This window comes from Actinomadura sp. NPDC049753 (genome assembly GCF_040674655.1).
Taxonomy (GTDB): domain Bacteria; phylum Actinomycetota; class Actinomycetes; order Streptosporangiales; family Streptosporangiaceae; genus Spirillospora; species Spirillospora verrucosospora.
On record NZ_JBFARL010000005.1, the window covers coordinates 1 to 24827 of the forward strand.

A 24827-nucleotide genomic window follows, 5' to 3' on the forward strand; every position below is an offset into this window, starting at 1 on the left:
GTGCGTTCGGCGACGCCGCCGCCCGCGGCCGCGACGCCGCTGCTGGCGAGGACGGCGCCGGCCACGCCCAGGGCCACGATGGTGCGGGGCCCGCGGCGGCGCGGGCCGGGCCCCGAGGGGGCGGGCGGTTCGGGGGCGTCGCAGGCCTGGTCGTCGACGTCGACGATCAGGGCGCGCAGGAGCCGCACCGCGGGGTCGCGGTCGTCGGAGGGCTCCGCGGAGTCGCGGTCGTCGTCCTGCGGGACGGCGGGGCGGGCTTCGGCCGGGGCCTCGCCGGGGCCCTCACCGGGGGCGGCGGAACCGGCACCGTCCCGTGCCGCCAGCGACTCGAAGAGCGCGTCGGTCCGCCGCACCGCGGACAGGTCCACGGGCGGGACGGCAGGCGCCCGGGACCGCGGCGGCCGCGCCGGGGCGTCGCCGCGGTGGGCGGGGTCGTCCGGATCCGGGGCGCCCCGCAGGCCGGTGAGGGGGCCGCGCTCCGTCAAGCGATCGACTCCTCTCTGGCCATCGCACGCAGCCGGGCCAGGGCCCGGTGCTGCGCGACCCGTACCGCCCCCGCGGACATGCCCAGCACATTACCGGTCTCCTCCGCCGACAGGCCCGCGACGACCCGCAGCAGCACCAGCTCGCGCTGGTGCTCGGGCAGCCGGGTGAGCAGGTCGCGGGCGCGCTGCGCCTCGATGTAGCGGACCACCGTCTCCTCGGGGCCCGGGCGGTCGTCCGGACCGTCCGGCAGGTCCTCGGTGGGCACGGCGGCGCGGACCGCGCTGCGCAGCGCGTCCGCGATCTTGTGCGCGGCGATGCCGAAGACGAAGGACGCGAACGGCCGGCCCATGTCCCGGTAGCGGGGCAGGGCCGACAGGACGGCGATGCAGACCTCCTGCGCCACGTCGTCGGCGATGTGGTACTGCCCGGAGACCCGGCCGAGCCGGGCCCGGCAGTACCTGACGATCATGGGCCGCACCTCGGCGATGAGGACCTCGATGGCGCCCGGGTCGCCCTGCACGGCGAGATGGGTCAGCTCCCTGAGGTCGCCGTCGCCCGCGTCCGCGGCGCGCAGCGCCCGCGCCGAACGGGCGGTGTCGCGGGGGGCGGGAGGGGCGGGCCCGTTCGAGGGGTCGGCAGCGCGCGCGGTCATGGTCCCGGCGAAGCATCCCTCGGTCACGTCAAGCATGATGCCCAGCACCCCCGGGCGTGTCTCCACTGTCCTCTACAACGGAATGGTCACAGTGCGGGAGCGAACCTGGAGTTATTACGCGTCGTGGTCATCGTGCTGCCGGGCGTGGCGGGCGGGACGGCCACTCGGCCGCGACGCGGCGAGACCCCCGCCCGGACGGACGGGGGTCTCGCCTACTGCTTCCCGGACGGGACGAGCCCGCCGGTCGGCCGATCTCAGTGGCCGTGGCCGTGACCGTGGCCGTGGCCGCCGCCGGCGGCCTCGTCGGCCTCCTCCGGCTTGTCGACCACGAGCGCCTCGGTGGTGAGGAGCATGCCCGCGATGGAGGCGGCGTTGGTGACCGCCGAGCGGGTGACCTTCACCGGGTCGATGACGCCCTGGGCGATGAGGTCGCCGTACTCGCCGGTGGCGGCGTTGTAGCCGTGCCCGGCCTGCAGCGCCTCCACCTTGGAGACGACGACGTAGCCCTCCTGGCCGGCGTTCTCGGAGATCCAGCGCAGCGGCTCGAGCAGCGCGCGGCGGACCGCCTCGGCGCCGGTCGCCTCGTCGCCGGACAGGCCGAGGGCGCCGAAGCCCTCCTTGGCGACGTGCACCAGGGCGCTGCCGCCGCCGGAGACGATGCCCTCCTCGATCGCCGCTCGGGTCGCCGAGATGGCGTCCTCCAGGCGGTGCTTCTTCTCCTTCAGCTCCACCTCGGTGGCGGCGCCGACGCGCAGCACGCAGACGCCGCCGGCCAGCTTGGCCAGGCGCTCCTGCAGCTTCTCGCGGTCCCAGTCGGAGTCGCTGTTCTCGATCTCCACCTTGATCTGGTTGATCCGGGCGGTGACCTCGTCCGCCGAGCCCTCGCCGTCGACGATGGTGGTGGCGTCCTTGGTGACGGTGATCCGGCGGGCGCGGCCGAGGTCCTCCAGCCCGATCGAGTCGAGCTTGAGGCCGATCGCCTCGCTGACGACCTGGCCGCCGGTCAGGGTGGCCATGTCGCCGAGCATCGCCTTGCGGCGGTCGCCGAAGCCGGGCGCCTTGACCGCGACGGACAGGAAGGTGCCGCGGATCTTGTTGGCGACGAGCAGCGCCAGCGCCTCGCCCTCGACGTCCTCGGCCACCACGAGCAGCGGCTTCTTGGTCTGGGCGACCTTCTCGGCCAGCGGCAGGAACTCCTGCACGTTGGAGATCTTGCCGTCCACGATCAGCACGTAGGCGTCCTCCAGGACGGCCTCCATGCGCTCGTGGTCGGTGACCATGTGCGGCGACAGGTAGCCCTTGTCGAACTGGAGGCCCTCGGTGAACTCCAGCTCGAGGCCCATCGTGTGGGCCTCCTCGACGGTGATGACGCCGTCCTTGCCGACCTTCTCGAACGCCTCGGCGATCAGCTCGCCGATCTGCGGGTCCTGCGCGGAGATGGTCGCGACGTGCGCGATCTCGCCCTTCTCCTCGACCTCGCGGGCCGACTTCAGCAGCTGGTCGGAGACGTACTGGGCGGCCGTGTCGATGCCCCGCTTGAGGGCGAGCGGCGAGGCGCCGGCCGCCACGTTGCGGATCCCCTCGCGGACCAGCGCCTGCGCGAGGACGGTCGCCGTGGTGGTGCCGTCGCCCGCGATGTCGTTGGTCTTGGTCGCCACTTCCTTGGCGAGCTGGGCCCCGAGGTTCTCGTAGGGGTCCTCCAGCTCCACCTCGCGGGCGATGGTGACGCCGTCGTTGGTGATCGTCGGCGCGCCGAACTTCTTGTCGATGACGACGTTGCGGCCGCGCGGGCCGATCGTCACCTTGACGGCGTCCGCGAGAGCGTTGACGCCGCGCTCAAGAGCCCGGCGAGCGTCCTCCTCGAACTCCAGGATCTTCGCCATGCGGATACTCCTCTTTCACGCGATCCGCCCCGGCGGGCCGCCCGAAGGCGGCGCCGACCGGGGCGGGTGCATCACGTCTCGGTGATTACTTCTCGATGACCGCGAGCACGTCGCGGGCCGAGAGGACGAGGTACTCCTCGCCGTTGTACTTGACCTCGGTGCCGCCGTACTTGCTGTAGAGCACGACCTCGCCGACCTTGACGTCGACGGGGACGCGCTCGCCCTTGTCGTCGACGCGACCCGGGCCAACGGCAAGGACGGTGCCCTCCTGGGGCTTCTCCTTGGCGGTGTCCGGAATCACCAGGCCCGACGCGGTGGTGGTCTCGGCCTCAAGCGGCTGGACGACGATGCGGTCCTCAAGCGGCTTGAGAACAACCTTGGTGGCGGTCGTCACGATCTGACCTCCCCTTCGATTGGTCCTCGGCCGGCCACGGATGACCGACCAGCACATGTGACAGAAGAGGCGACCCTGGACCGGCCTGCCGTCGCGGGTGCCAGACCGACCTTCGTCGCTGTATTTGGCACTCTACCCTTGAGAGTGCCAGTCGTGAGACTATTCCGTGCCCGTTACCCCGTCAACACGGACACGAACCCGCCCGGCGGCCGTCCCCGGACGTTCACCCGCGGCCGCGGTCCGGTCTCCGCCGTCCGGCTCGGCCGCTAACTTCCACCCTATGGACATCGCGTCGTTCCGGGCCCTGAGCACCCCCTCCGGCCAGGCGCTCCTCAGGGAGACGGCCGAGGCGGACGTGAGCGAGGACGGTCTGCTCGCCACGGCGTCGCGGCTGCGGGAGCGGCACGATCCTCCGCTCGTGGCCGCCGCGCTGACGCAGGTCCGGTTGCGGAGGAGGGCGCGGGCAAAGTTCGGGGCGGACGCCGACCGCATGTACTTCACGCAGGCGGGGCTTGAGCAGTCGACGCGCGCGAGCGTGGCGGCCTACCGCGCCGGAAGGTTCGCGGACCGGCTGCCCGGCGCGCGCGTGCTGGAGCTGGGATGCGGGATAGGCGCCGACCTCATCGCCCGAGCGCGCGCGGGCCTGGCCGGGGACGGCGTGGAACTGGACCCGCTGACCGCCGAGGTGGCCCGCGCCAACGTGGCCGCCTTCGGGCTGGACGATCTCGCCTCCGTCCGGGTCGGGGACGCCACCGAGGAGGACCCGGCCGGGTTCGACGCGGTCTTCGCCGATCCTGGACGGCGCACGGCGCGGGGCCGCGTCTTCGATCCCCGTTCGTATGAGCCGCCGCTCGACGTCGTCCTGGCCATGGCCGGCCAGGTGCCCGCGGCCTGCGTGAAGGTCGCGCCTGGCATTCCGCATGAGGCCGTACCGGACGACGCAGAGGCCGAGTGGGTCTCGGTCGGGGGTGAGGTCAAGGAAGCAGCCCTCTGGCTGGGCGGGCTGGCCGGGGAGGTGGGTCGGCGGGCCACTCTCCTCGCGTCCGACACCCATCTCTCGGGAACAGAGCCTCACACGAAAGCAGAGCCTCAGGTGTGGACCCTGACTCCCCAGCGGCTGGACGACCCGGACGTACGCGCGTGGGGCCGTTACCTGTACGAGCCTGACGGCGCCGTGATCCGGGCCCATCTGGTCGGCGAAGTCGCGGACCTGGTCGGCGGCGGCTTGGCGGACCCCCACATCGCGTACGTCACCTCCGACGAGCTGCGCCCGACGCCCTTCGCCTCCGCCTACGAGGTAGAGGACGTGCTGCCGTTCTCCGTGAAGCGGCTGCGTGCCGAGCTGCGCCGCCGCGAGATCGGCGTGCTGACCGTCAAGAAGCGGGGTTCCGCCGTCGACGTCGACCGGCTCCGCCGCGACCTCGGCTTCGGGGGGCGCCGCGCGGGACGCGGCGCCAAGGAGCTGACCCTCGTGGTGACGCGCGTGGGGCGCGATCCCGTCGCCCTGCTGACGCACCCCGTCCCAGCGGCCTGACCGGCCGGTCGCCGGGGCCTGACCCGCCCGGGGCGGGCTCCGCCCGGCAACCCTGCCCAAAGATCTCCCACTCGGCGGCGCAACGCCAAGGGGGACCGGGCGACGCGCCATGGCGGTGCAAATCATCGACGCTTTCCGGCATTGCGCGCACCAGGGATTGCGGCCGCCCGGCAAGGGCACGGCGCGGCGCGGGAATCGGCTCGCCGAGATCAACCGGCGCGATAACACCAAGGCAGGTTCACCGGCCGGGACGCCCGTCCCCCTAAAGCCCTCCCGAAAAGGGCCCGAACCCGCCCCTCGGCATCACGCGCGACGCGCGCGCGTCGGGCCGGTGTGGCCGTCCCCGAGGTTCGGGAACTGCCGATGTTGGACGAGATGTACGGACAGAACGGCACCCGGAACGCCGGACCCGTCCCGCACCGCCCGCCACCGTCCACGCCACCTATCCCCCCAACAAGGGCAATAAGCGTGAAACGGAAACCCCGCCGCGCATTCGGCGATATCTCGCTATCCCGTCTAGTCGGATAACAGGCGCATTCCGCAGAACTCGCAATCTTCTCTGCTACCCGTTTTAGCCGCGCTCTACACGCACTACAGTGGCCACTCCAGAGATTCATTTGCCGTGCGTCATTTCGTCGCGCCGGCACACGAAGGAGCATCGGGTGGAAACGAATCACAACTTCCTGCAGACGGGGGGTCAACCGGTCTCGGATCGGATGCGGGAGTTGCTCGCCCGTGCGGCGCAGGACCACGTCTACGAACAGCGCTCACAGGGTCAGGTCCTCGACGAGATCCGCCAGCGCCTGGAAGGCATGGAGTGGCTTCTCCGCGAGGTCCGGGAGCGCGAGCTCAGCGGGCTGACCGGACAGATCGAGAGCGTCCGCGGGCAGGTCGACGACCTGTCCGGAAAGCCCCCTGAATGGGCCGAGGGCCTGGCCGAGCACATCGAGGCGTTCGGCGAGCGGGTCAAGCCCGTCGCCGAGCTGCCCGCGCTGTGGGCCGACGTCGGCGTGGTGGCCGAGAACGTCGACGAGGGCCTGACCCGCATCCAGGCCGTCCTCGACTCCGCGCAGCAGATCACCGACGCCACCCAGCAGGCGTCGCAGCGCATGGACGAGATGACCAAGCGGCTGGACAAGCTCCAGGGCAGCATGGAGGCCGCGTCCGTCCGCTTCAACCGGCTCGACAAGTCGCTCGCGGAGCTCGGCCACCGGTCCGAGCGGCTCGAACACTCGGTCAACGGGGTCACGTCACGGGTCGACCAGGCGCTCGGCGAGATGGCCGAGCGGATGGAGCAGGGCCTTGAGGCGGTCAACGGCCGGGTCGAGGGCGTCGGCGGCCGCCTCGACGGGCTCGACGGGCGGCTGGACGGCGTCGACGGGCGCCTCGAAGGGGTCTCGGGCAAGCTGGGCGGGCTGGACGGCCGGTTCGAGAGCGTCGACGGGCGCCTCGACGGGCTCGGCGAGCGGATCAACCGGCTGCCCGCCACGCTGGAGATCGCCGAGGTGCACCGGCTGCTGGCCGAGATCGCGCGGCGCCCGGCGGCCGAGTACGGCGACCGGTTCGACGCGCTGGAGAAGCACCTCGCCGAGGCCGTCGACCCGCTGATCGAGGAGCTGCGCGCCCGGCCCGACCGCGACGAGGTCAAGGCCACCATGTCGCAGATCGCCGAGACCGCCTACAGCGACGTCGCCAAGCGCATGGACGAGTTCTCCCGCAGGTTCGAGGACGTGCACGACGACGTCCGCAAGCGCATCGAGAACATCCACGAGGAGGTCACCAAGCGGGTCGACAGCGCGCTGGAGGAGTTCACCGCGCAGGTCGACATCGTCTCCCGCCGCGTCGAGTCGGTGCACGCCGACGTCGCCAAGCAGGTCGAGTCCGTGCACAGCGAGATGTCGCGGCAGGTCAGCGGCGTCCACCACGACTTCGGCAAGCGGATCGGCGACATCCACCAGGACGTCACGCGGCAGGTCGGGAGCATCCACGACGACGTCGCCAAGCAGGTCGGGACCATGCAGGAGGACGTCGCGCGGCAGGTCGGCGGCGTCCAGGCCGAATTCGCGAGGCGGGTGGAGAGCATGCAGGACGAGGCCGCGCGGCGCGCCGACGCGGCGCAGGCGGATTTCGCCAAGCGCTTCTCCCATGTCGAGGACGAGGTCGGCCGGAAGATGGACGGCGTCCACGACGATGTGTCCAAGCAGGTCAACGCGGTGCACGAGGACGTGCTGAAGCGGCTGTCCACCCTGGAGGAGACCATGCTCGCGCTCGCCGAGGCGCTGCTGCGTCCCCGCCGCGAGACCAAGGACTGACGAGCGTCCGGGTGGGGCCGGCGCGGGCCCCACCCGGCATCCTGATACCTCCCGGTATTCGCGGCATTCGTCCCGCGAACCCCCGGGACGACCGAAGATGCTTCTTTCATGTCACCCCGATGACGTGCGTTTTGTTACTTTCCGTCTTCGCAAAACCACTCCCAATACCCTTCGGAATCCGTTTTCATGGATCAGGTGACCCACCTACCGGCTCCCTGCCTGCCGACCGGCGTCCCGCCCGGGCACACCACCCTGCGATGGGTGGAGGAATGCCTCGGCAAGGGCGCCGAGGTCCGCATGGTGCGGCCCCTCGCCGGCGGCTCCGCCCACGCCAACCACGCCCTCCTCGTCGAGAGCCGCTCCGGTGAGGAGCACCACCTCGTCCTGCGCCGCTGGACCTCCCGCGAGGCCGCTCCCCGCCACTGCTACGGCGACGCCGAGTTCTCCCCCGAGCGCGAGATCGCGGCGCTCGCGCTGCTCGCCAGCAGCAAGATCCCCGCACCGTCCCTGGTGGCCGCCGACCCGTCGGGCGCCTACTGCGACGTCCCGGCCCTGCTCCTCACCCGGCTCCGGGGCCACCCGCCGCGCCCCTCCCACGACGACCTGCCCGAGTACCTGATCCAGCTCGCCGCCGCGCTGCTGTCGGTGCACGAGCTGAACGGCGCGTCCACGATGCCGCCCTACGTCCCGCACAACCGCCTCGACGTGCGGCTCCCGCCCAAGCACGCGCTCCGCCCCGACCTGTGGGAACGCGCCTTCGAGGTCGCCGCCCGGCCCGCCCCGGAGGCGCCCTCCCGGTTCATCCACCGCGACTACCACGCCGACAACACCCTGTGGTCGTACGGCGGGCTCACCGGCATCGTCGACTGGTCGGACGCCTCGTCCGGCCCCGTCTCGGTCGACATCGCCTGCATGCGCCGCGGCCTGGCCCTGCGTTACGGCGCGTCCGTCGCCGACCGCTTCCTGTGCTCCTTCGACCAGGTCTCCGGCGGCCACGCGCACGACCCGTACTGGGACGTCCGCGGCCTCCTCGACCTGCTCCCCGAGGACGGCGTCCGCATGATCGACGAGCCGCAGGTCCCCCTCTACGAGGACTACCTCGACCGGCTCCTCGCCCAGTGCTGAGAGCCCGGGCTGAGAGCCCGGGCTGAGGCGCCGCCTCGCGGGGGCGGCGCCGCGGGCGTTCAGGGCAGGGTCACGGCCTCGATCGGGAGGCTGGAGTCGGCGGGCAGTTCCAGCTGGGACGGGCCGACGCCGGAGGCGACCAGCTCCGACCCCAGGGCGGCGACCATCGCGCCGTTGTCGGTGCACAGCTTCGGCCGCGGGACCCGCAGGTGCACCCCGGCGGCCGCGCAGCGCTCCGCGGCGAGGGCGCGCAGCCGCGAGTTGGCCGCGACGCCGCCGCCGATCAGCAGGTGGTCGACGCCGTTGTCCTTGCAGACCTTCAGCGCCTTCTGCGTCAGGACGTCGACGACGGCCTCCTGGAAGGACGCCGCGACGTCGGCGACCGGCACGGGCTCGCCCGCCCGCTCCTTCGCCTCGACCCAGCGCGCCACGGCCGTCTTCAGCCCGGAGAACGAGAAGTCGTAGGTGCCGTCGTTGTACTTGCCGCGCGGGAACGCGATCGCGGCCGGGTCGCCCTCGCGGGCCATGCGGTCGATGACGGGCCCGCCGGGGAACCCGAGGTCGAGGACGCGGGCGACCTTGTCGAACGCCTCGCCCGCCGCGTCGTCCACGGTGCTGCCCAGGGGCCGGACGTCGCTCGCCACGTCCGGGACCAGCAGCAGGGAGGAGTGGCCGCCCGAGACCAGCATCGCCACGCACGGCTTCGGCAGCGGGCCGTGTTCGAGCTGGTCGACGCACACGTGCGCGGCCAGGTGGTTGACGCCGTAGAGCGGCTTGCCGAGCGACAGCGCGTACGCCTTGGCGGCGGCGACGCCGACCATCAGCGCGCCCGGCAGCCCCGGGCCCGCGGTGACCGCGAACGCGTCCACGTCGGCGAACGTCACCCCGGCGTCCGCGAGGGCGCGCTCGACGGTCGGCCCCATCGCCTCCAGGTGCGCCCGCGACGCGACCTCCGGCACGACGCCTCCGAACCGGGCGTGCTGGTCCACGCTGGAGGCGATCGCGTCCGCCAGCAGCGTGTGCCCGCGCACGATCCCGACCCCGGTCTCGTCGCAGGAGGTCTCGATGCCGAGCACCAGTGGCTCGTCCCGAATCACGTGAGTCTCCCTGTCTCCCCGTTCGCCCTGTCTTCCCGCCCGCTTCGAGGGCGCCTTCCGCCGCCGCGGCTCATTCGGCTCTGGTGAAGCCCATGGGCGGGCGGTCGCGGAGCTTGCGGCACATCACGATGGCGTCCACGTCCGAGGGCTGGTAGTAGCGCTTGCGGATGCCGACCCGCTCGAAGCCGAACCGCTCGTACAGGCGGTGGGCGGCGTCGTTGTCGGCCCGAACCTCCAGGAACACCGACTCGCTGCCGCGCCGGACGGCCTCCTCCAGCAGGGCGGTGAGCAGCACCGCGCCGATGCCGCCCTTGCGGCGGTCCGCGCGGACCCCGATGGTCTGCACGTCGGCCTGCCCGCCCGCCGCGGCCAGGCCCGCATAGCCGACGATCTCGCCGTCGGGCGTCTCCGCGACGACGTAGTACCGCGTGCGGGGCTGGTCGGCGAGCTCGCCGGCGAGCATCTCCTCGCTCCAGGTGTCCTCCGGGAACAGCACGCGGTCCAGCCGGTGGACGGCCGGAAGGTCCGCCTCGGTCATGATCCGCAGGACGACGTCGCTCACGCCGGCGTCACCTTCTTGCGGGGGCCCGGCTCCTTCGCGTCCGGCCGGCGCAGGTAGAGGGGCTCCGGCGGCAGCAGCTCGGGGCCCTTCAGGCCCGACAGCCGCGCGACGACGAGCTCGGCGAGGGCGCTCGCGGTGGGCAGCAGCGGCTCGTGCCCGGAGTCGCCGAGCACCTCCGGGTACAGCGCCGCGCCCTCGCCCACGACGGGCAGCCCCTCGGGCGCGCCCTTCAGGACGTCCGCCGCCGGGCCCACGGCGGGCTCGGTGGCGCGGAACCGCGCCGATTCGTACCGCGCCCAGTAGACCTCCTTGCGGCGGGCGTCGGTCGCCACGGCGAACGGCCCGTCCCGCTTCGTGGCCCAGGCCATGATGTCGAGCGTGCAGACGCCGTGCACGGGGACGCTGAGCGCCTCGCCCATCGCGCGGGCGGTGACCAGCCCGACCCGCAGGCCCGTGTAGGGCCCCGGCCCGACGCCGACGGCGATCGCGCTGAGGTCGCCCGGCGCCGCGCCCGCCTCCGCCATCACCTCCGCGATGGACGGGGTGAGCAGCTCGGTGTGGCGCCGCCGGTCGACGGCCTCCGCGAGACCGCGCGGCACCGCGCCCTCGCCCGGGGTCCACTCGTACAGCGCCACGGTGATCGCGGCGGTCGCGGTATCGAAAGCCAAGACCAGCACGGGTTGTAAGCCTACCGGCCGCCGGCACGGCGTCGTCCGGCTCTTTCGCAGCCGGGTTCGGACGGGTCAGAGCGGGTTCAGCGCTGGCTCAGCGCGGTGACGACGGCCTTGGTGACCTCGGTGGCGCCGCCGGTGGCGGCGTCCGACGACAGGGGGTCGCCCTTGTCCGAGCCCGAGTAGTGGACGGTGACCAGGACGTTGGCGACCCGGACGTTGCCGACGGCCTCGCCGGAGCCCTGGTTGTCGTCCACGCTGTAGACGATGTAGCCCTCGTCGCCGACGCCGGTGAGCCGGATCTTGTCGGTGAGCTTCTGCCCGGCCAGCAGCGCCTTGCCGGACTCGTCGGCGGTCCGCTCGCCCGCGAACGTCCTGCGGGCGGCGTCCGTGGGCGACGCCGCGCCCCCGGCCGCGATCGCGCGCAGCTCGATGGTGAGCTGCCGCCTCTTCTCGCCCGCGTAGGCGCCCCAGACGCACTGGTTCTGCTGGTCGCCGCCCTGGTAGTTGTCGGCCTCGGTGCGCTCGGACTCGGGCGCCAGCCGTTTGATCAGGTCGTCGCCGACGATCGTGCAGGAGTCGGGGACGGCGGTGCGCTCACCCTTGGCCGTCGGGGAGTTGTCCGTGGCGCCGCTGCCGACGATCTGGCCGGTGCTCTTGTCGCCGCTCGCGCCGACGCCCGCCAGGACGGCGAACGCCGCGAACCCGCAGACGGCGACACCGGCGACGACGCCGCCGAGGACGACGGCCCAGCGCCGCCCGTTCCGGCGCTCGCGCGCCCGGTGGCTGCCGGTGCGGTATCCGCCGCTCCCGCCGCGATGGGTTCCGCCGCCCGACCGGTATCCGCCGCTGTCGGTGTGGTATCCGCCGCTCTCGGCGCGGTATCCGCCGCTGTCCGTGCGGTAGCCGCCGCTACCGGTCTCGTACGGGCCGGTCTCCCGCTGGTACGGGCCGCTGCCCGGCCGTCCGGAGGAGTACCGCTCGTAGCGGTCGTCGTCCGTGCCGTGTCCACCGCCGTCCGGCCGGTAACCGCCGCCTGATCCCCGGCCACCGCCCGAAGCGCGGTAGCTGTCGCGGTAATTCCCGCTGCGATGGCTACCACTCACCGGCCCCACTCCCGTTCGGATTAGATATGTCGCGAAGGTGAGGTTCGTTCCGGCAAAGAGTACGACATCAAGCCGCAAAATGGACCAACTGGCTTGGCAAAAACCGTAGAAGTTGCCAGATCCAGGTCATCCAGGGCCGAGTTGCAGGTCCGACCAGCGATCACCGACCCCGACGATCCTTACCTCGCGCCCCTCGCCGGGGCCTTCTCCGCGAGAAATGATCACTTCCAGCCGGTCGTCGGCGAGACCCTCGGCGAGCCCTTCTCCCCATTCCACGATCGTCACCGAATCCTCGACCGACGCGTCGAGATCGAGATCGTCCAGTTCCGCGAAACCGCCCAGCCGGTAGGCGTCCACGTGCACCAGCGACGGGCCGCCCGCCAGCGACGGGTGCACTCGCGCGATGACGAACGTGGGCGAGGTGATCGGGCCGCGCACCTTCAGCCCCTCGCCGATGCCCTGGGTGAGGGTCGTCTTGCCCGCGCCGAGGTGGCCCGTCATCACGAGCAGGTCGCCCGCCCTCAGCAGCCCGGCCAGGCGCAGGCCGAGCTCGCGCATGTCCTCGGCGGTCGGGACGGTGACGGTCACGGCTTTCACGCGGTGCGCTCCTCTTCCTCGTACGCGGGACGGACCCGTTCGACCAGCCGGCGCAGCCCCCCGGTCACCACGCCCGGGTACTCCAGCGGCAGCACGTGCCCGGCCTCCTCCACCTCTACCAGTTCGGCGTCCGGCAGCGCCGCGGCGATCCGGCGGGCGTGCTCCGCGGGGGTCAGCCGGTCGCGGCCGCCCGCCAGTACCAGCGTCGGCACGCCGCGGAGCACGTCCAGGCACCCGATCTTGTCGTGCGCCATCAGCGCCGGGTAGTACTCCGCGATCACGTCGATCGGCGTCTCCCTGATCATCTGCTCCAGGAAGCCCACCACCGACGGGCTGACGTACTTGTCGGCGAACGCCATCTTCCGCGTGACGACGAACGCCAGGTCGGCGCCCAGCCCGCGGGCCTTGTCGACGAGGTCGGCGCGGCGGCCGAGGCCGCGCAGCGTCCCCGGGGCGAGCGGCCGGACGGCCTTGGCGAGCACCAGCGGCAGGCCCAGCGTCATCTCCCCCAGGTCGCCGCAGGAGGTGTTCACCAGCGCCACGCCCGCGACCCGCGACCCGAACAGCTCGGGGTGCCGGTCCGCCAGCGCCATGATCGACATACCGCCCATGGAGTGCCCCACGAGGACGACCGGACCGCCCGGCGGGACGGCCGCGTCCAGCACCGCGCGCAGGTCGTCGCCGGTCTGCTCGATCGTCGCGTCCCCGGGCCTGCCGCGCCCCGAACGGCCGTGGCTGCGCTGGTCCCAGAACACCAGCCGCAGCGAGCCCCGCAGGTCGCGGCGCTGGTAGTGCCACGAGTCCTGGTTGAGGGTGTAGCCGTGGCAGAACACGACGGTGAGGTCGGCGTCGTCGGGGCCGTCCACCTCCACGTGCAGCGGGACGCCGTCGTCCGTCCGGACGGAGAGCTCCCGCCCGCGCAGCTCCCCGAAGGGCTCGGCCGCGTCGGGGTCCGGGCGCAGCCGCACCCGGCCGACGGCGAGATGCCGCAGCCCGACCGCCGCCCCCACCCCCGCGGCGCCCACGCCCGCGACGACACCGGCGAGGCCGATCCTGCGCCTGTTCCTGCTGTCCATGACCGCGCCCCCTACAGCCCCCCTCCCGGGTACGCCCTCGGCACCCGGGCTCCGATGCGGGTGACGATCTCATACGAGATCGTCCCCAGCGCCTCCGCCCACTCCTGCGCGGTCGGCTCGCCCCGGTCCCCCGGGCCGAACAGGACGATCTCGTCGCCCGCCGCGAGCGGGTCGTCGCCGAGGTCGACGACGAACTGGTCCATGCAGACCCGCCCGGCGATCGTCCTGCGGCGCCCGCCCGCGAGGACCTCCAGCACGTTGGACCCGTGCCGCGGGATCCCGTCCCCGTACCCCACGGGCACCACGGCCAGCGTGGTCTCCCGCTCGGTGTGGTAGGTGTGACCGTACGACACTCCGCTGCCCGCCGGAACCCGCTTGACCAGCGCCGCGTCCGCCACGAGCGTCATCGCGGGCCGCAGCCCGAACCCGCCGAGCGCCGGCACCGGCGTCAGCCCGTACGTCGCGATGCCGGGCCGGACGAGGTCGAACCGCGCCTCCGGCAGCGTCAGCGCCGCCGCCGAGTTCGCGATGTGCCGCACCTCGAACCGCGCCCCCGCCTTCTCGGCCTGCGCGACCATCTCGGTGAACGCGCCGAGCTGCGCCGCGATCGAGGGATGGCCGGGCTCGTCCGCGCAGGCGAAGTGCGACATGACCCCGGCCACCCGCACGTGCCCGGTGGCCTCGGCCTTGAGCGCCGCGTCGACCAGCGCCTCCCACCCGTCGCCCCGCGCGCCCCCGCGCGACATGCCCGTGTCGGCCTTGAGGTGGATCCGCGCCTCGCGCCCGGACAGCTCCGCCGCCCGGACGACCTCGTCCAGCAGCCAGACCGCCCCCACGGTCAGGTCCACGCCCCGCGCGACGGCCTCCTCGTAGGGCTCGCCGGGAACGCCCAGGCAGACCAGCGTGCGGGCGGTGATCCCCGCGTCCCGCAGGCGCAGCGCCTCCGCCAGCTTCGCGACGCCCAGCCAGGACGCGCCGCCGGCGAGCGCCGCGCGGGCGGCCTCCACCAGCCCGTGCCCGTAGGCCTCGGCCTTCACCATGGCCATCACCTCGGCGCCCCCCGCGCGCTCGCGCAGCACCCCGATGTTGTGGCCGATGGCGCCGAGATCGACCCGTGCCTCCGCAGGAACCCTCATGGTCACCCAGTCTGCCGTCCCCACCCCCATGCCCGCGCCTCATCCCCCAGGTCACGGCCGGAACGGCCCCTCACGAGCACGCCCCCGACACCCCATCTGCCCTGTATGACGCGAATGCCCGACTGTGGGTTCAGCCCCCGCACGGGTTCGAGGGGGTCGCTACCCCTGGGCGGACACGACCCTGAAGGCGGCGGGGAGGGCGTCGACCACGTCCTGGGCGCTGATGGGGGCCTCGGGGCCGGGGGTGGGGGACGAGGCCAGGCGGGCGGCGAGGCCGTGGAGGTAGGCGCCGGCGGCGGCCGCGTCGAGGGCGGGCATGCCGCCGGCGAGCAGGGCGCCGATCAGACCCGACAGGACGTCGCCCGTGCCGGCGGCGGCGAGGCGGGGGGTGCCCGTCGGGTTCACGCGGACGGGGCGGTCCTCCTCGGCGACCAGGGTCGTGGAGCCCTTGAGCAGGACGGTCGCGGAGAGCTCGGCGGCGGCGCGGCGGACGTGGTCGAGGCGGGCGGCCTCGATGTCCTCGCGGGCGGCGGCGACGAGGCGGGACAGCTCGCCCGCGTGCGGGGTGAGGACGGTCGGGGCGGCGCGGCGCAGCAGGTCGCGGCGGCGGGCCAGGACGGTGAGGCCGTCGGCGTCCACCAGCACGGGCAGGTCGGTGGTGAGGACGGCCTCCAGCAGCGACTCGGCGGCGTCGCCGGTGCCGAGGCCGGGACCGGCGACCCAGGCCTGGACCCGTCCGATGCGCTCCAGGACCCCCGCGTCGTGGCGGCCCGGCTCGATGACCGTGGTGACCGCTTCGGGCCAGCGGCGCCGGACGAGCTCGACCGGGCGCTCCACCGAGGCGAAGCGGACCATTCCGGCGCCGCCGCGGACGGCGCCGCCGGTGCTGAGGACGGCCGCGCCGGTGAACTGGTCGCCGCCGGCGAGGATGCCGACGACGCCGCGGCGGTACTTGTCGGACTCGGGGCGGGGCTCGGGCGGGGCGATGTCGGCGGGGCGGGCCGCGACGACGTCGGGATCCGGCAGGTCGGGGCCGAGTCCGATGTCGACCAGTTCGACCACGCCGCAGTGGGCCGCGCCCGGGTCGATGAGCAGGCCCGGCTTGTGCGTGCCGAAGGTGACGGTGACGTCGGCGTGGACGGCGGCGCCCTCGACGCGGCCGGTGCTCGCGTCCACGCCGCTCGGGACGTCGCAGGCGACGACGAGCCCGGCGGATCCGGAGGCGAGCGCGGCGTAGCGGGCGTGGGGCTCGCGGAGGCCGCCGGAGCCGCCGATACCGGTCAGGCCGTCGATGATCAGGTCGGCGCCGGCGATCGCGGCCTCGGCGCCGGAGTCCAGCAGGCGGCCGCCCGCGGCGCGCAGGTCCGCCAGCCCGCCGGGGTGAACACCGGCCCCGGCCTGGACGGCCCGGACACGGGCCCCGCGCCGGGCGAGGCGGGCCCCGGCGTACAGGGCGTCGCCGCCGTTGTCGCCGCCGCCGATCAGCAGGACGACGCGGGCCCCGTACACGGCGGGCAGGAGGCGCGCGCAGACCGAGGCCAGCCCGGCGGCGGCCCGCTGCATCAGGGCGCCGTCCGGGAGGCGGGCCATGAGGGCCCGCTCGGCCGCCCGGACCTTGCCGACCTCGTGCGCGTACCTCATCCGCGGCTCCCCAAGACGATCACACACTGTAGAGTGCCACGTGGGGACCGTCCGCAACCTCCGGCTGGGGTGATCACAACTTGCACCGCAAGTTTCGGTGTCATGTGCGTAAAAGAATCTTCAGCCGTAGAATCTTGGTCCACCGGTCCGATGTATTCGCGCCGCGACCCCCCGGTGCGGCAGAATGCGCCCAGATCAGTCCGCCGGGACTGGAGAGGCCCGAGCAATGAGCACTTCCCGAGGTCCCTCCGTCCGGCAGCGGCGGCTGGCCGCCGAGCTCCGGAGACTGCGCGAGCGCAGGGGTCTGACCGGAGACGAGGTCGCCGAACGGCTCGCCTGGTCCACAGCCAAGGTCAGCCGGATCGAGAACGCGCGGACCGGCGCGAAGATCGGCGATGTGCGGCGGCTGCTCGATCTGTACGAGATCGACGGCGCGCGGCACGACGACCTGATCGCCCTGGCGCACGACGCCGCCCAGCGGGGCTGGTGGGAGGACTACCGCGACCTGCCGAGCCCGCTCGCCGACTTCATCGCGCTGGAGTCCGAGGCCACGGCGGCCAGGGAATGGGGCAGCACGGTCATTCCCGGGCTGCTGCAGTCGGAGAGCTACGCCCGAAATGTGATCGGCGGCTGGAGTGACCTGGCCACCCTGCCCCCGCAGGAACTCGAACGCCGGCTGGACGTGCGAATGCGGCGGCGCGAACTGCTGGACGGGCCCACTCCGCTGGAACTGTCGGCGATTATCGACGAGGCGGTTCTGCGGCGCCGCATCGGCGACCACAAGGTCATGCGCGAGCAGCTCGATCATCTCTACCAGATGACCGAGCGGCCGAACGTGACCGTACAGATCTTGCCCTTGGACATAGCACACTCGGTGTTGGCTGAATCGTTTATCCTTCTAGAATTCTCTTCGGTGCACGACATCACCTTTCCTGATATCGTTCACACGGAATCACTGACGATCAGCCACTTCGCGGATGAAGCCGTCACCTATATGTACCGGCTCGCCTATTCGAGCCTGTCCCGGCAGGCGCTGGACGCCGCGGAATCGCGGCGGCGCATAGCCGAGGTCAAAGAGGCGTGGTGACGGCCCGCCAAGGGGCTCAATCCTTGCGAAAGGCACCGAGTGTCCCCTTTTGCCACTCCTGTTCCACAATGGAGGAAAAGCGCCCACTGCGGGGCGAGCAATACCTGCGTCGAGATCGCCACACTGGTCGATTCGTCCCGTCTTATCGGGGCGCGGGACGCGAAGCACGGCACGCAGAGTCCGGTCCTGTCCTTCTCCCAGGCTGAATGGCGGGAATTTCTCAAACGAGCCAAGAAGGGTGATTTCGACCTGGGCTGCTGATCCGGCGCCGACGCGCCGTCCGGCCCCGTCCGCCCAGGGCGGCACGGGGCCACGACGCACGGGCCGGGTCCCTCGCTGACCCGGCTCGTCGCCTTCCCACCCGGAACTCTGCAACAACCTCGGCACGCCTGTCACACGGGTACCGCGCCACCCGGACGTGATCAGGCGTTTTTTGCGATCTTGTTACCGTGTGCTTGAGCACCGGCAGCGCGGCCGCGGGCCAAATGCAACTTTCGATGCAGGGAGCCGGAATGAGTTTCCAGGGGACACCGCCCGCTCGATGGAGAAAGAGCACCCGATGCGCCAGCAACGGGTGCGTCGAGGTCGCACGGCGCGTCGAGGGCGCCATATCCGTGCGCGACACCGAGGACACCGCGACGATCCTGTCGTTCCGGCCCGACGAATGGCGCAGGTTCACCGAGGACGCCAAAGACGGCCGTTTCGACCACCCGCTGAAATAGTCACTGCAACTTGCATCGCCGGAGAGATTCCCAACCGGCCGGAGAATTACGTCCAGCGGGAGCGGATACGCGCCGCCGCATGATAAGCCACACGTTTTTCCGCCACACCCCGCTCCCGCTGATCGCATTTCCCGGAAGGGGATCGCATTGTGGCCCCGCTCACGCCACGCGAACGCCTCGGGGAACCCGGTGCAGAGGCGTCCGCAGGCGGGAGGCCGTGATCATCACCGCGCCTCCCGCGAGGGCCAGGTCGAAGGCCAGCCCCCACGGCCACACCGCGGCCCCGTCCCGGCGGTCCGGCCCGGAGGCGCCCTCCCCCGCGCGGATCTCGCGCACACCGCGGCTGATCTCCCCGAGCGGGTCGGACGAGGCCGACTCGGTGATCATCACGTCGCCGACGAGGATCCGGCGCTCGGGCAGGCGCGGCGCCGCGTCGGCGAGCGCGACGACCGGGTTCGGGGCCAGCAGCCACCAGATCCGCTCCGTGTGGTCCCGGTCGTACCCGCCGTAGGCGCCGTCGACGTGCTCGGACGTGAGCGGCTTCGCCAGCGTGAACAGCAGCGGCGTCCCGACGAGCAGGCCGAACACCGTCATGTACGACAGCAGGATCGAGGTGACGCTGCGGGCCAGGACCGCCGACCAGGCCTGCGAGACCGCGCACACGACGCCGATCATCAGCGCCGTCACGAACAGGACGGCGAGGGCCCGGCCCGCGCCGATGGCGCCCTCGGCGACCGGCAGCAGCAGGCTCGGCATCGTCAGGAGCAGGGCGACCAGGCCGGTCCCCCAGGCGGCGGCGAGCTTGCCGAGCGCGATCTCGCCCGGCGTGAGCCGGGTGACCTGCAGCGTCGCGAGCGTCCCGCGCTCCCGGTCCCCGTTGACCGACTGCCCGCCGAGCGCCGGGGTGACGAGCAGCGTCAGCACCAGCACCCCGAGCAGGACCCCGCCGAACATGGGGATGCCGGGCTCGCCGTAGGAGGAGGCGTCGCCGTACTCCAGTGCCACCCGGAACAGCAGCCCGAGCCCGTTGACGACCAGGAACCAGGCCGCGAGGAGGACCTTCCAGCGTCCGGTCCGCAGCCGCGTCATGATCTCCTGCCGCGCCACCAGGCCGATTCCGCGCGCGGTCACGGCGCTCACCTCCGGTCCTCGGTCATCGCCAGGTAGGCCGATTCGAGCGCGCTGCCGGCGGGCGCGAGGCCGCTGACGGGCACGCCCGCGGCGACGAGCCTGGCCAGCAGCCCGGCCGCCTCGGCCTCGGTCAGCGGCCCGACCTCGGCGCCTCCCGCCGCGTCGGCCGCCCGCGCCCACGGCAGCTCCGGCTCGCCCTCCAGCGCCGCCGCCAGCGGATCGAGGTCGAGCGAGCGGATCCGCCACCGGACCCGGGCCGACGCGCCGGCGATCTCCGCCATCGCGTGGTCCCCGGCCGTCCGGCCGTGGTCGACCAGGACGACCCTGTCGGCGATCTCCTCCAGCTCGCTGAGAATGTGGCTCGACACGAGCACCGCGACCCCGTCGGCCGCGAGGGAGCGCAGCAGGTCGCGCAGTTCGATGCGGGAACGCGGGTCGAGGCCGGACGCGGGCTCGTCCAGCAGCAGCACGCGCGGCCGGTGCACGAGGGCCCGCGCCATCCCGAGGCGCTGCTTCTGCCCGCGCGACAGGGCGTGGACGGGCTGCCCGAGACGGTCCTCCAAGTGGACGAGGGTGAGCAGCGCCCTGATCCGGCGCGGGCGCTCCTCCCTGGACAGCCCGTAGGCGTCGGCGAAGAACCCCAGGTACTCGTCCACCGTGAGCTGGTCGTACACGCCGAACGTGTCCGGCATCCAGCCGAGCGCGTCGCGGGCCCGCGCGGGATGCGCGAGCGCGTCGTGGCCCGCGATCCGCACCATGCCCGCGTCGGGCGCGAGCAGGGTCGCCAGGATGAGCAGCAGCGTCGTCTTGCCCGCCCCGTTGGCCCCGACCAGCGCCGTCACCTGCCCGTACGGGACGGTGAGGTCGAGGCCGCGCAGCGCCTCCACCGGCCCGAAGCGCCGCACCACCCCGCGCGCCTCGATCGCGAGGCCGCCGTCTCCTGCCACCCGTCACCTCCGACGCCGGGCCGGTCCCGATGGGGATGGGACGCGGCCCGCCGCCGAAGGGTTCAGTCGATTTCGGGCCGCTCGCCCGAACCGGCCGCTATTCGACGGTGACGGACTTGGCGAGGTTGCGGGGCTGGTCGACGTCGTGGCCCTTGGCGGTGGCCAGCTCGCACGCGAAGACCTGCAGCGGGACGGTCGTGACCAGCGGCTGCAGCAGCGTCGGGACGGCCGGGACGCTGATCAGGGTGTCCGCGTACGGCTCGACCGACGCGTCGCCCTCCTCGGCGATCACGATCGTCCGGGCGCCGCGGGCCCGGATCTCCTGGATGTTCGACACGATCTTGTCGTGCAGGACGTCCCGCGCCCGCGGCGGCACGACGACCACGACGGGCAGGTCCTTCTCGATCAGCGCGATCGGGCCGTGCTTCAGCTCCCCGGCGGCGAAGCCCTCGGCGTGCATGTACGCCAGTTCCTTGAGCTTGAGCGCGCCCTCCAGGGCGACCGGGAAGCCGACGTGGCGGCCGAGGAACAGCACGCACCGCTCGCCGGCCAGCGAGCGGGCCAGCTCCCGCACCGGCTCCATGGTCTCCAGGACCTTCTCCACCTTCTCCGGCATCCGTTCGAGGAGCTGGACCATGGCGAAGACCTCGTCGCCCCACTTGGTGCCGCGCACCTGCGCGATGTAGAGGGCGATGAGGTAGACGGCGACGAGCTGGGTGAGGAACGCCTTGGTGGACGCGACCGCGATCTCCGGCCCGGCGTGCGTGTAGAGGACGCCGTCGCACTCGCGGGGCAGCGTGGAGCCGTTGACGTTGCAGATGCCGAGCAGCTTGGCCTTCTGCTCGCGGGCGTGCCGGACGGCCATCAGCGCGTCCATCGTCTCGCCCGACTGGGAGATCGCGATGACCAGCGTCGTCGGGGACAGGATCGGGTCGCGGTAGCGGAACTCGCTGGCCAGCTCGACCTCGCAGGGCAGCCCCGCCCAGTGCTCGATCGCGTACTTGGCGATCAGCCCGGCGTGGTAGGACGTCCCGCACGCCACGATGATGATCTTGTCGACCTCGCGCAGCTCACGGTCCGGGATGCGCATCTCGTCCAGGTGCAGGCGCCCGTCCGCGCCGATCCGGCCGAGCAGCGTGTCGGCGACGGCGCGCGGCTGCTCGGCGATCTCCTTGAGCATGAAGTAGTCGTAGCCGCCTTTTTCCGCGGCGGACACGTCCCAGTCGACGTGGTACTCCTTCACCTCGGCGGGGCGCCCGTCGAAGTCGGTGACCTTCACGCCCTCGGCGCGCAGCTCGACGATCTGGTCCTGGCCCAGCTCGATCGCGTCCCGGGTGTGCTCGATGAACGCGGCCACGTCGCTGGCGAGGAAGTTCTCCCCGTCCCCGACGCCGACGACGAGCGGGGAGTTGCGGCGCGCCCCGACGACCAGGCCCGGCGAGCCGGTGTGCGTCGCGACCAGCGTGAACGCGCCCTCCAGCCGGCCGCAGACGCGGCGCATGGCGTCGGCGAGGTCGCCGCCGCCCTTCAGCTCGTCCTCCAGCAGGTGGGCGACGGCCTCGGTGTCGGTGTCGGAGCCGAGCCCGTGCCCGCCCTCCTCCAGCTCCGCCCGCAGCTCCGCGAAGTTCTCGATGATGCCGTTGTGGATCACCGCGACGGAGCCGGTGCAGTCGACGTGCGGGTGGGCGTTGCGGTCGTTCGGCGGGCCGTGCGTCGCCCACCGGGTGTGCCCCATGCCGAGCGTCCCGGCAGGCGGGGGCTCCTCCTCCAGGGCGCCGCGCAGGTTCACCAGCTTGCCCGCGCGCTTGGCCGTCGCCAGCTTCCCGTCGGCCAGCACGGCCACTCCGGCCGAGTCGTAGCCGCGGTACTCCAGCCGCGCCAGCCCGTCGACGACCACGTCGAGGGCGGACCGGCCGCCCACGTAACCCACGATTCCGCACATGGCGGCAACTCTATTCGGTGCGCGCACCGGACCTACCTGCGAGGGCCGCCCTGGCATGACGCTAGCGTGGACGACCGGTGGAAACCCGGTGACCGGAACGCAGCCCGGTTACTGTTCAGCCATGACGAGCGGATGGGACAGCGTGCCGAGCCCCTACGTGGAACTCTCCCGTGAGGCCTGGCGCGGCCTGCGCGAGAACACCCCGCTCCCGCTCACGCCCGGTGAGCTGGACGCCCTGCGCGGCCTGCGCGACCCGATCGACATCACCGAGGTCGAGGAGGTCTACCTGCCGCTGTCCCGGCTGCTCAACCTGTTCTTCCTGTCGGACGGGCGGCTGCGCGACACCGTCAGCGGCTTCCTCGGCGGCGAGGTGCGGCCCACCCCGTTCATCCTCGGCGTGGCGGGCAGCGTCGCGGTCGGCAAGTCCACCACGTCCCGGCTGCTGCGCACGCTCCTCGCGCGCTGGCCGGAGCACCCGAGCGTGGAACTGGTCACGACCGACAGCTTCCTCTACCCGAACGCCGTTCTGGCCGAACGCGGGATCATGGACCGCAAGGGGTTCCCCGAGTCCTACGACCGCCGCGCCCTCGTCCGCTTCGTGTCGGCGATCAAGTCGGGCGCGGCGGAGGCGTCGATCCCGGTCTACTCACACCTGGAGTACGACATCGTCCCGGGCGCCGCGCAGACCGTCCGGCGCCCCGACATCCTGATCGTCGAGGGCCTCAACGTGCTGCAGGCGCCCCCGCCCGGCACCCTGGGCGTATCCGACTTCTTCGACTTCTCGATCTATGTGGATGCGCGGGTCGAGGACATCCGGCAGTGGTACATCGACCGGCTCTTCGCGCTGCGCCGCACCGCCTTCACCGACCCGCGCTCCTACTTCCACAAGTACGCCCGCGACCTGGACGAGGACGAGACCGCCGCGTTCGCCCAGCGCGTCTGGCGCGACGTCAACGAGATCAACCTCGTCTCCAACATCCTCCCGACCCGCGCCCGCGCCACCCTCGTCCTCCACAAGGACAAGCAGCACTCTGTCCAAAGAATCCGACTGCGTCGGATTTGATTTCTCTCCTCCTTCGGGCCTGACGGCCCTCCATCGTCGAGAAATCAAGCGATCGCTGGCATCGCTCCGACTCGCCTTGCGGCTCGCTGCGCGATCAGATTCTTGCTTCGCTCGAATCTGCCTTCGGACGCGATCGCAACCGTTGGGGTTGTTGCGGGGTTGCGGTGGTGGCTGAGGTCAGCGGGTCCAGGGGCCTGTTACGGCGAAGGTCGTGCCTGGGGTGTAGACATTCACGTACATCGTGCGCTCGTCGGGGGAGAACGTGACTCCGGCGAACTCGCCCCACTCCGGCTCGGTCTCGGTGCCGATGTTCTGGCGGTTGCGGGCCATCGGGTAGACCGTGCGGCGGCGGGAGACGCCGAAGACGTGCTGGGCGCCGTTGCCGTCCTCGCACACCATCAGGCCGCCCTGCGGCGCCAGGCAGATGTTGTCGGGCGACTCGCCGGGCTTCTCGACGTCGGTGTCCGGGCCGAACACGATGACGAGGGTGAGCCGGCGGTGGCGCGGCTCGTAGGACCACACCTGCCCGAAGTGGTCGGCCTGGGAGCCGTCCTTCTTCTTCGCGAAGCTCGACACGAAGTAGACGCGGTCGCCGCCCCAGTAGCAGCCCTCCAGCTTCTGGGCGTGGGTGATGCCGCCGGACCCGAAGTCCTGGAACCGGATCGGCGTCTGCGCCGCCAGCGGGTCGGGCACCTTCTTCCACTCGACGTGGTCGAACACGGTGCCGGGCTCCTGCACGACCGACAGGTCCGGGACGCCGGGAACGCACAGCGCCTCAAGCCGCCCGCCGGCCCGCAGGCTGCCGAAACCGCCGCGCGGCCGCTTCGGGTGGAACCGGTAGAACAGCCCGAACGGCTTCTCGAAGGCGTCCTCGGTCTCGTAGACGGTCCCGTCGCGGGGGTCGACGGCGATCGCCTCGTGCTGGAACCGCCCCATCGCGGTCAGCGGTTCGGGGTCGGTGCGGCCCTGGTCGTACGGGTCGACCTCGAAGATGAACCCGTGGTCCTTGGTGTAGTTGCCGGTGCCGGCCTTGTCCTCGGTCTCCTCGCAGGTCAGCCACGTGTTCCACGGGGTGGGGCCGCCCGCGCAGTTGACGGCCGTCCCGGCGATGGCGACGCGCTCGGTGTGCACGCGGCCGGCCGCGTCGACCTCCAGCGCGGTGCAGCCGCCGAGGCCGCCCGGATCGTAGGTGACGCCCTCGACCGCCGGCACCCGGTGCTCGGCGGTCGGCCGGTTCTCGTGGTTGCGGACGAGCCACGTGCGGCCCCGGCGCCCGGGGAAGGCCGCCATCCCGTCGCAGTGGCTCGGCACCGGGCCCTCTCCCGAGCGCAGCGGCTCGCCCTCGCGGGACAGGACGGTGTAGCGGAAGCCGCGCGGCAGGTCCAGCAGGCCCTTCGGGTCGGGCACGAGGGGCCCGTACCCGTCGTGGCCCCCGGTCGGGGCGGCGGACGCGCTTCCGGCGAACAGCTGCTCCACGGCTCCGGTGAAGGCGATCCCCGCCCCCACCGCACCCGTCCTGGCGAGGAGCTGGCGGCGCGAAACTGACATGAGCACACTCCCTGATGGATCGTTACAAGATCCTCTTGCCCGTTGTAACACGCGTCACATCGATTGTGAACCGCTCCGGATGCGGAGCCGGGCGAACCGTGGATCCGGGCGGGAC

Annotated in this window: 23 protein-coding genes; 7 read left to right on the plus strand and 16 right to left on the minus strand. The window is 72.4% G+C overall.

What is annotated here, in order from left to right; all coding sequences use genetic code 11:
* The 4 genes from AB0K37_RS02425 to groES form a co-directional block, all read right to left on the minus strand.
* On the minus strand, positions 1-485 hold a 485-nt coding region (locus AB0K37_RS02425; protein WP_363973616.1), incomplete at its 3' end, for a hypothetical protein.
* On the minus strand, positions 482-1165 hold the full coding sequence (locus AB0K37_RS02430) for a sigma-70 family RNA polymerase sigma factor (protein ID WP_363973619.1): 684 nt from the start codon (positions 1163-1165) through the stop codon (positions 482-484). The genes AB0K37_RS02425 and AB0K37_RS02430, both read right to left, overlap by 4 nt.
* Positions 1166-1392: 227 nt before the next feature.
* Positions 1393-3021, minus strand: a complete 1629-nt coding sequence (gene groL / locus AB0K37_RS02435; protein ID WP_363973622.1) for a chaperonin GroEL — start codon at positions 3019-3021, stop codon at positions 1393-1395.
* 85 nt (positions 3022-3106) lie between these two features.
* Entirely contained in the window at positions 3107-3418 is a 312-nt protein-coding gene (gene groES / locus AB0K37_RS02440; protein ID WP_200841863.1) for a co-chaperone GroES, read from the minus strand.
* Between the two features lie 277 nt (positions 3419-3695).
* On the opposite strand from groES, the gene AB0K37_RS02445 reads away from it, so the two are divergent.
* The 3 genes from AB0K37_RS02445 to AB0K37_RS02455 all read left to right on the plus strand — a co-directional run bounded on the left by AB0K37_RS02445 (position 3696) and on the right by AB0K37_RS02455 (position 8386).
* A complete protein-coding gene (locus AB0K37_RS02445; protein ID WP_363973625.1) occupies positions 3696-4949 on the plus strand; it encodes an SAM-dependent methyltransferase in 1254 nt (417 codons plus the stop codon).
* A gap of 662 nt (positions 4950-5611) precedes the next feature.
* Complete coding sequence (locus AB0K37_RS02450; RefSeq protein WP_363973628.1) at positions 5612-7261, plus strand: hypothetical protein; 1650 nt, start codon at positions 5612-5614, stop codon at positions 7259-7261.
* A gap of 186 nt (positions 7262-7447) precedes the next feature.
* Positions 7448-8386 (plus strand): aminoglycoside phosphotransferase family protein, encoded by a 939-nt coding sequence (locus tag AB0K37_RS02455; protein ID WP_363973631.1) that lies wholly within the window; start codon positions 7448-7450, stop codon positions 8384-8386.
* Between the two features lie 59 nt (positions 8387-8445).
* Here the strand turns inward: AB0K37_RS02455 and tsaD are convergent, their stop codons facing one another.
* From tsaD to AB0K37_RS02495, 8 genes are all read right to left on the minus strand, one after another.
* Complete coding sequence (tsaD, locus tag AB0K37_RS02460) at positions 8446-9483, minus strand: tRNA (adenosine(37)-N6)-threonylcarbamoyltransferase complex transferase subunit TsaD (RefSeq protein ID WP_363973634.1); 1038 nt, start codon at positions 9481-9483, stop codon at positions 8446-8448.
* Between the two features lie 70 nt (positions 9484-9553).
* Positions 9554-10045 (minus strand): ribosomal protein S18-alanine N-acetyltransferase, encoded by a 492-nt coding sequence (rimI, locus tag AB0K37_RS02465; RefSeq protein WP_363973637.1) that lies wholly within the window; start codon positions 10043-10045, stop codon positions 9554-9556.
* A complete protein-coding gene (tsaB, locus tag AB0K37_RS02470; protein ID WP_363973640.1) occupies positions 10042-10722 on the minus strand; it encodes a tRNA (adenosine(37)-N6)-threonylcarbamoyltransferase complex dimerization subunit type 1 TsaB in 681 nt (226 codons plus the stop codon). Before tsaB ends, rimI begins: the two co-directional genes overlap by 4 nt.
* A 77-nt stretch (positions 10723-10799) precedes the next feature.
* The gene (locus tag AB0K37_RS02475; RefSeq protein ID WP_363973643.1) at positions 10800-11822 is read right to left on the minus strand and encodes a hypothetical protein; all 1023 of its coding nucleotides are present in this window, start codon (positions 11820-11822) and stop codon (positions 10800-10802) included.
* 126 nt (positions 11823-11948) lie between these two features.
* Entirely contained in the window at positions 11949-12380 is a 432-nt protein-coding gene (tsaE, locus tag AB0K37_RS02480; RefSeq protein ID WP_363973829.1) for a tRNA (adenosine(37)-N6)-threonylcarbamoyltransferase complex ATPase subunit type 1 TsaE, read from the minus strand.
* Positions 12381-12415: 35 nt separating this feature from the next.
* Positions 12416-13495, minus strand: a complete 1080-nt coding sequence (locus tag AB0K37_RS02485; protein ID WP_363973646.1) for an alpha/beta hydrolase — start codon at positions 13493-13495, stop codon at positions 12416-12418.
* An 11-nt stretch (positions 13496-13506) separates the two neighbouring features.
* Complete coding sequence (gene alr / locus AB0K37_RS02490; protein WP_363973649.1) at positions 13507-14631, minus strand: alanine racemase; 1125 nt, start codon at positions 14629-14631, stop codon at positions 13507-13509.
* A gap of 159 nt (positions 14632-14790) precedes the next feature.
* Positions 14791-16272: an NAD(P)H-hydrate dehydratase gene (locus AB0K37_RS02495; RefSeq protein ID WP_363973652.1), complete on the minus strand. Its 1482-nt coding sequence runs from the start codon at positions 16270-16272 to the stop codon at positions 14791-14793.
* A gap of 226 nt (positions 16273-16498) precedes the next feature.
* On the opposite strand from AB0K37_RS02495, the gene AB0K37_RS02500 reads away from it, so the two are divergent.
* The 3 genes from AB0K37_RS02500 to AB0K37_RS02510 all read left to right on the plus strand — a co-directional run bounded on the left by AB0K37_RS02500 (position 16499) and on the right by AB0K37_RS02510 (position 18081).
* Positions 16499-17359, plus strand: a complete 861-nt coding sequence (locus AB0K37_RS02500; RefSeq protein ID WP_363973655.1) for a helix-turn-helix transcriptional regulator — start codon at positions 16499-16501, stop codon at positions 17357-17359.
* A 39-nt stretch (positions 17360-17398) separates the two neighbouring features.
* On the plus strand, positions 17399-17620 hold the full coding sequence (locus AB0K37_RS02505; RefSeq protein WP_363973658.1) for a DUF397 domain-containing protein: 222 nt from the start codon (positions 17399-17401) through the stop codon (positions 17618-17620).
* Positions 17621-17871: 251 nt separating this feature from the next.
* Positions 17872-18081, plus strand: coding sequence for a DUF397 domain-containing protein (locus tag AB0K37_RS02510; RefSeq protein ID WP_363973832.1), 210 nt, complete (start codon positions 17872-17874; stop codon positions 18079-18081).
* Positions 18082-18240: 159 nt separating this feature from the next.
* Here the strand turns inward: AB0K37_RS02510 and AB0K37_RS02515 are convergent, their stop codons facing one another.
* From AB0K37_RS02515 to glmS, 3 genes are all read right to left on the minus strand, one after another.
* Positions 18241-19212, minus strand: a complete 972-nt coding sequence (locus AB0K37_RS02515) for an ABC transporter permease subunit (RefSeq protein WP_363973661.1) — start codon at positions 19210-19212, stop codon at positions 18241-18243.
* A gap of 5 nt (positions 19213-19217) precedes the next feature.
* Positions 19218-20159, minus strand: coding sequence for an ABC transporter ATP-binding protein (locus AB0K37_RS02520; protein WP_363973664.1), 942 nt, complete (start codon positions 20157-20159; stop codon positions 19218-19220).
* 97 nt (positions 20160-20256) lie between these two features.
* Positions 20257-22101: a glutamine--fructose-6-phosphate transaminase (isomerizing) gene (gene glmS, locus AB0K37_RS02525; protein WP_363973667.1), complete on the minus strand. Its 1845-nt coding sequence runs from the start codon at positions 22099-22101 to the stop codon at positions 20257-20259.
* A 121-nt stretch (positions 22102-22222) separates the two neighbouring features.
* Here glmS and coaA point away from each other — a divergent pair, with 121 nt between their 5' ends.
* The gene (gene coaA / locus AB0K37_RS02530) at positions 22223-23164 is read left to right on the plus strand and encodes a type I pantothenate kinase (RefSeq protein WP_363973676.1); all 942 of its coding nucleotides are present in this window, start codon (positions 22223-22225) and stop codon (positions 23162-23164) included.
* 177 nt (positions 23165-23341) lie between these two features.
* Here the strand turns inward: coaA and AB0K37_RS02535 are convergent, their stop codons facing one another.
* Positions 23342-24712 carry an alkaline phosphatase PhoX gene (locus tag AB0K37_RS02535; protein ID WP_363973679.1) on the minus strand — a complete coding sequence of 457 codons (1371 nt, stop codon included), beginning with the start codon at positions 24710-24712 and terminating at the stop codon, positions 23342-23344.
* Positions 24713-24827: the final 115 nt, after the last annotated feature.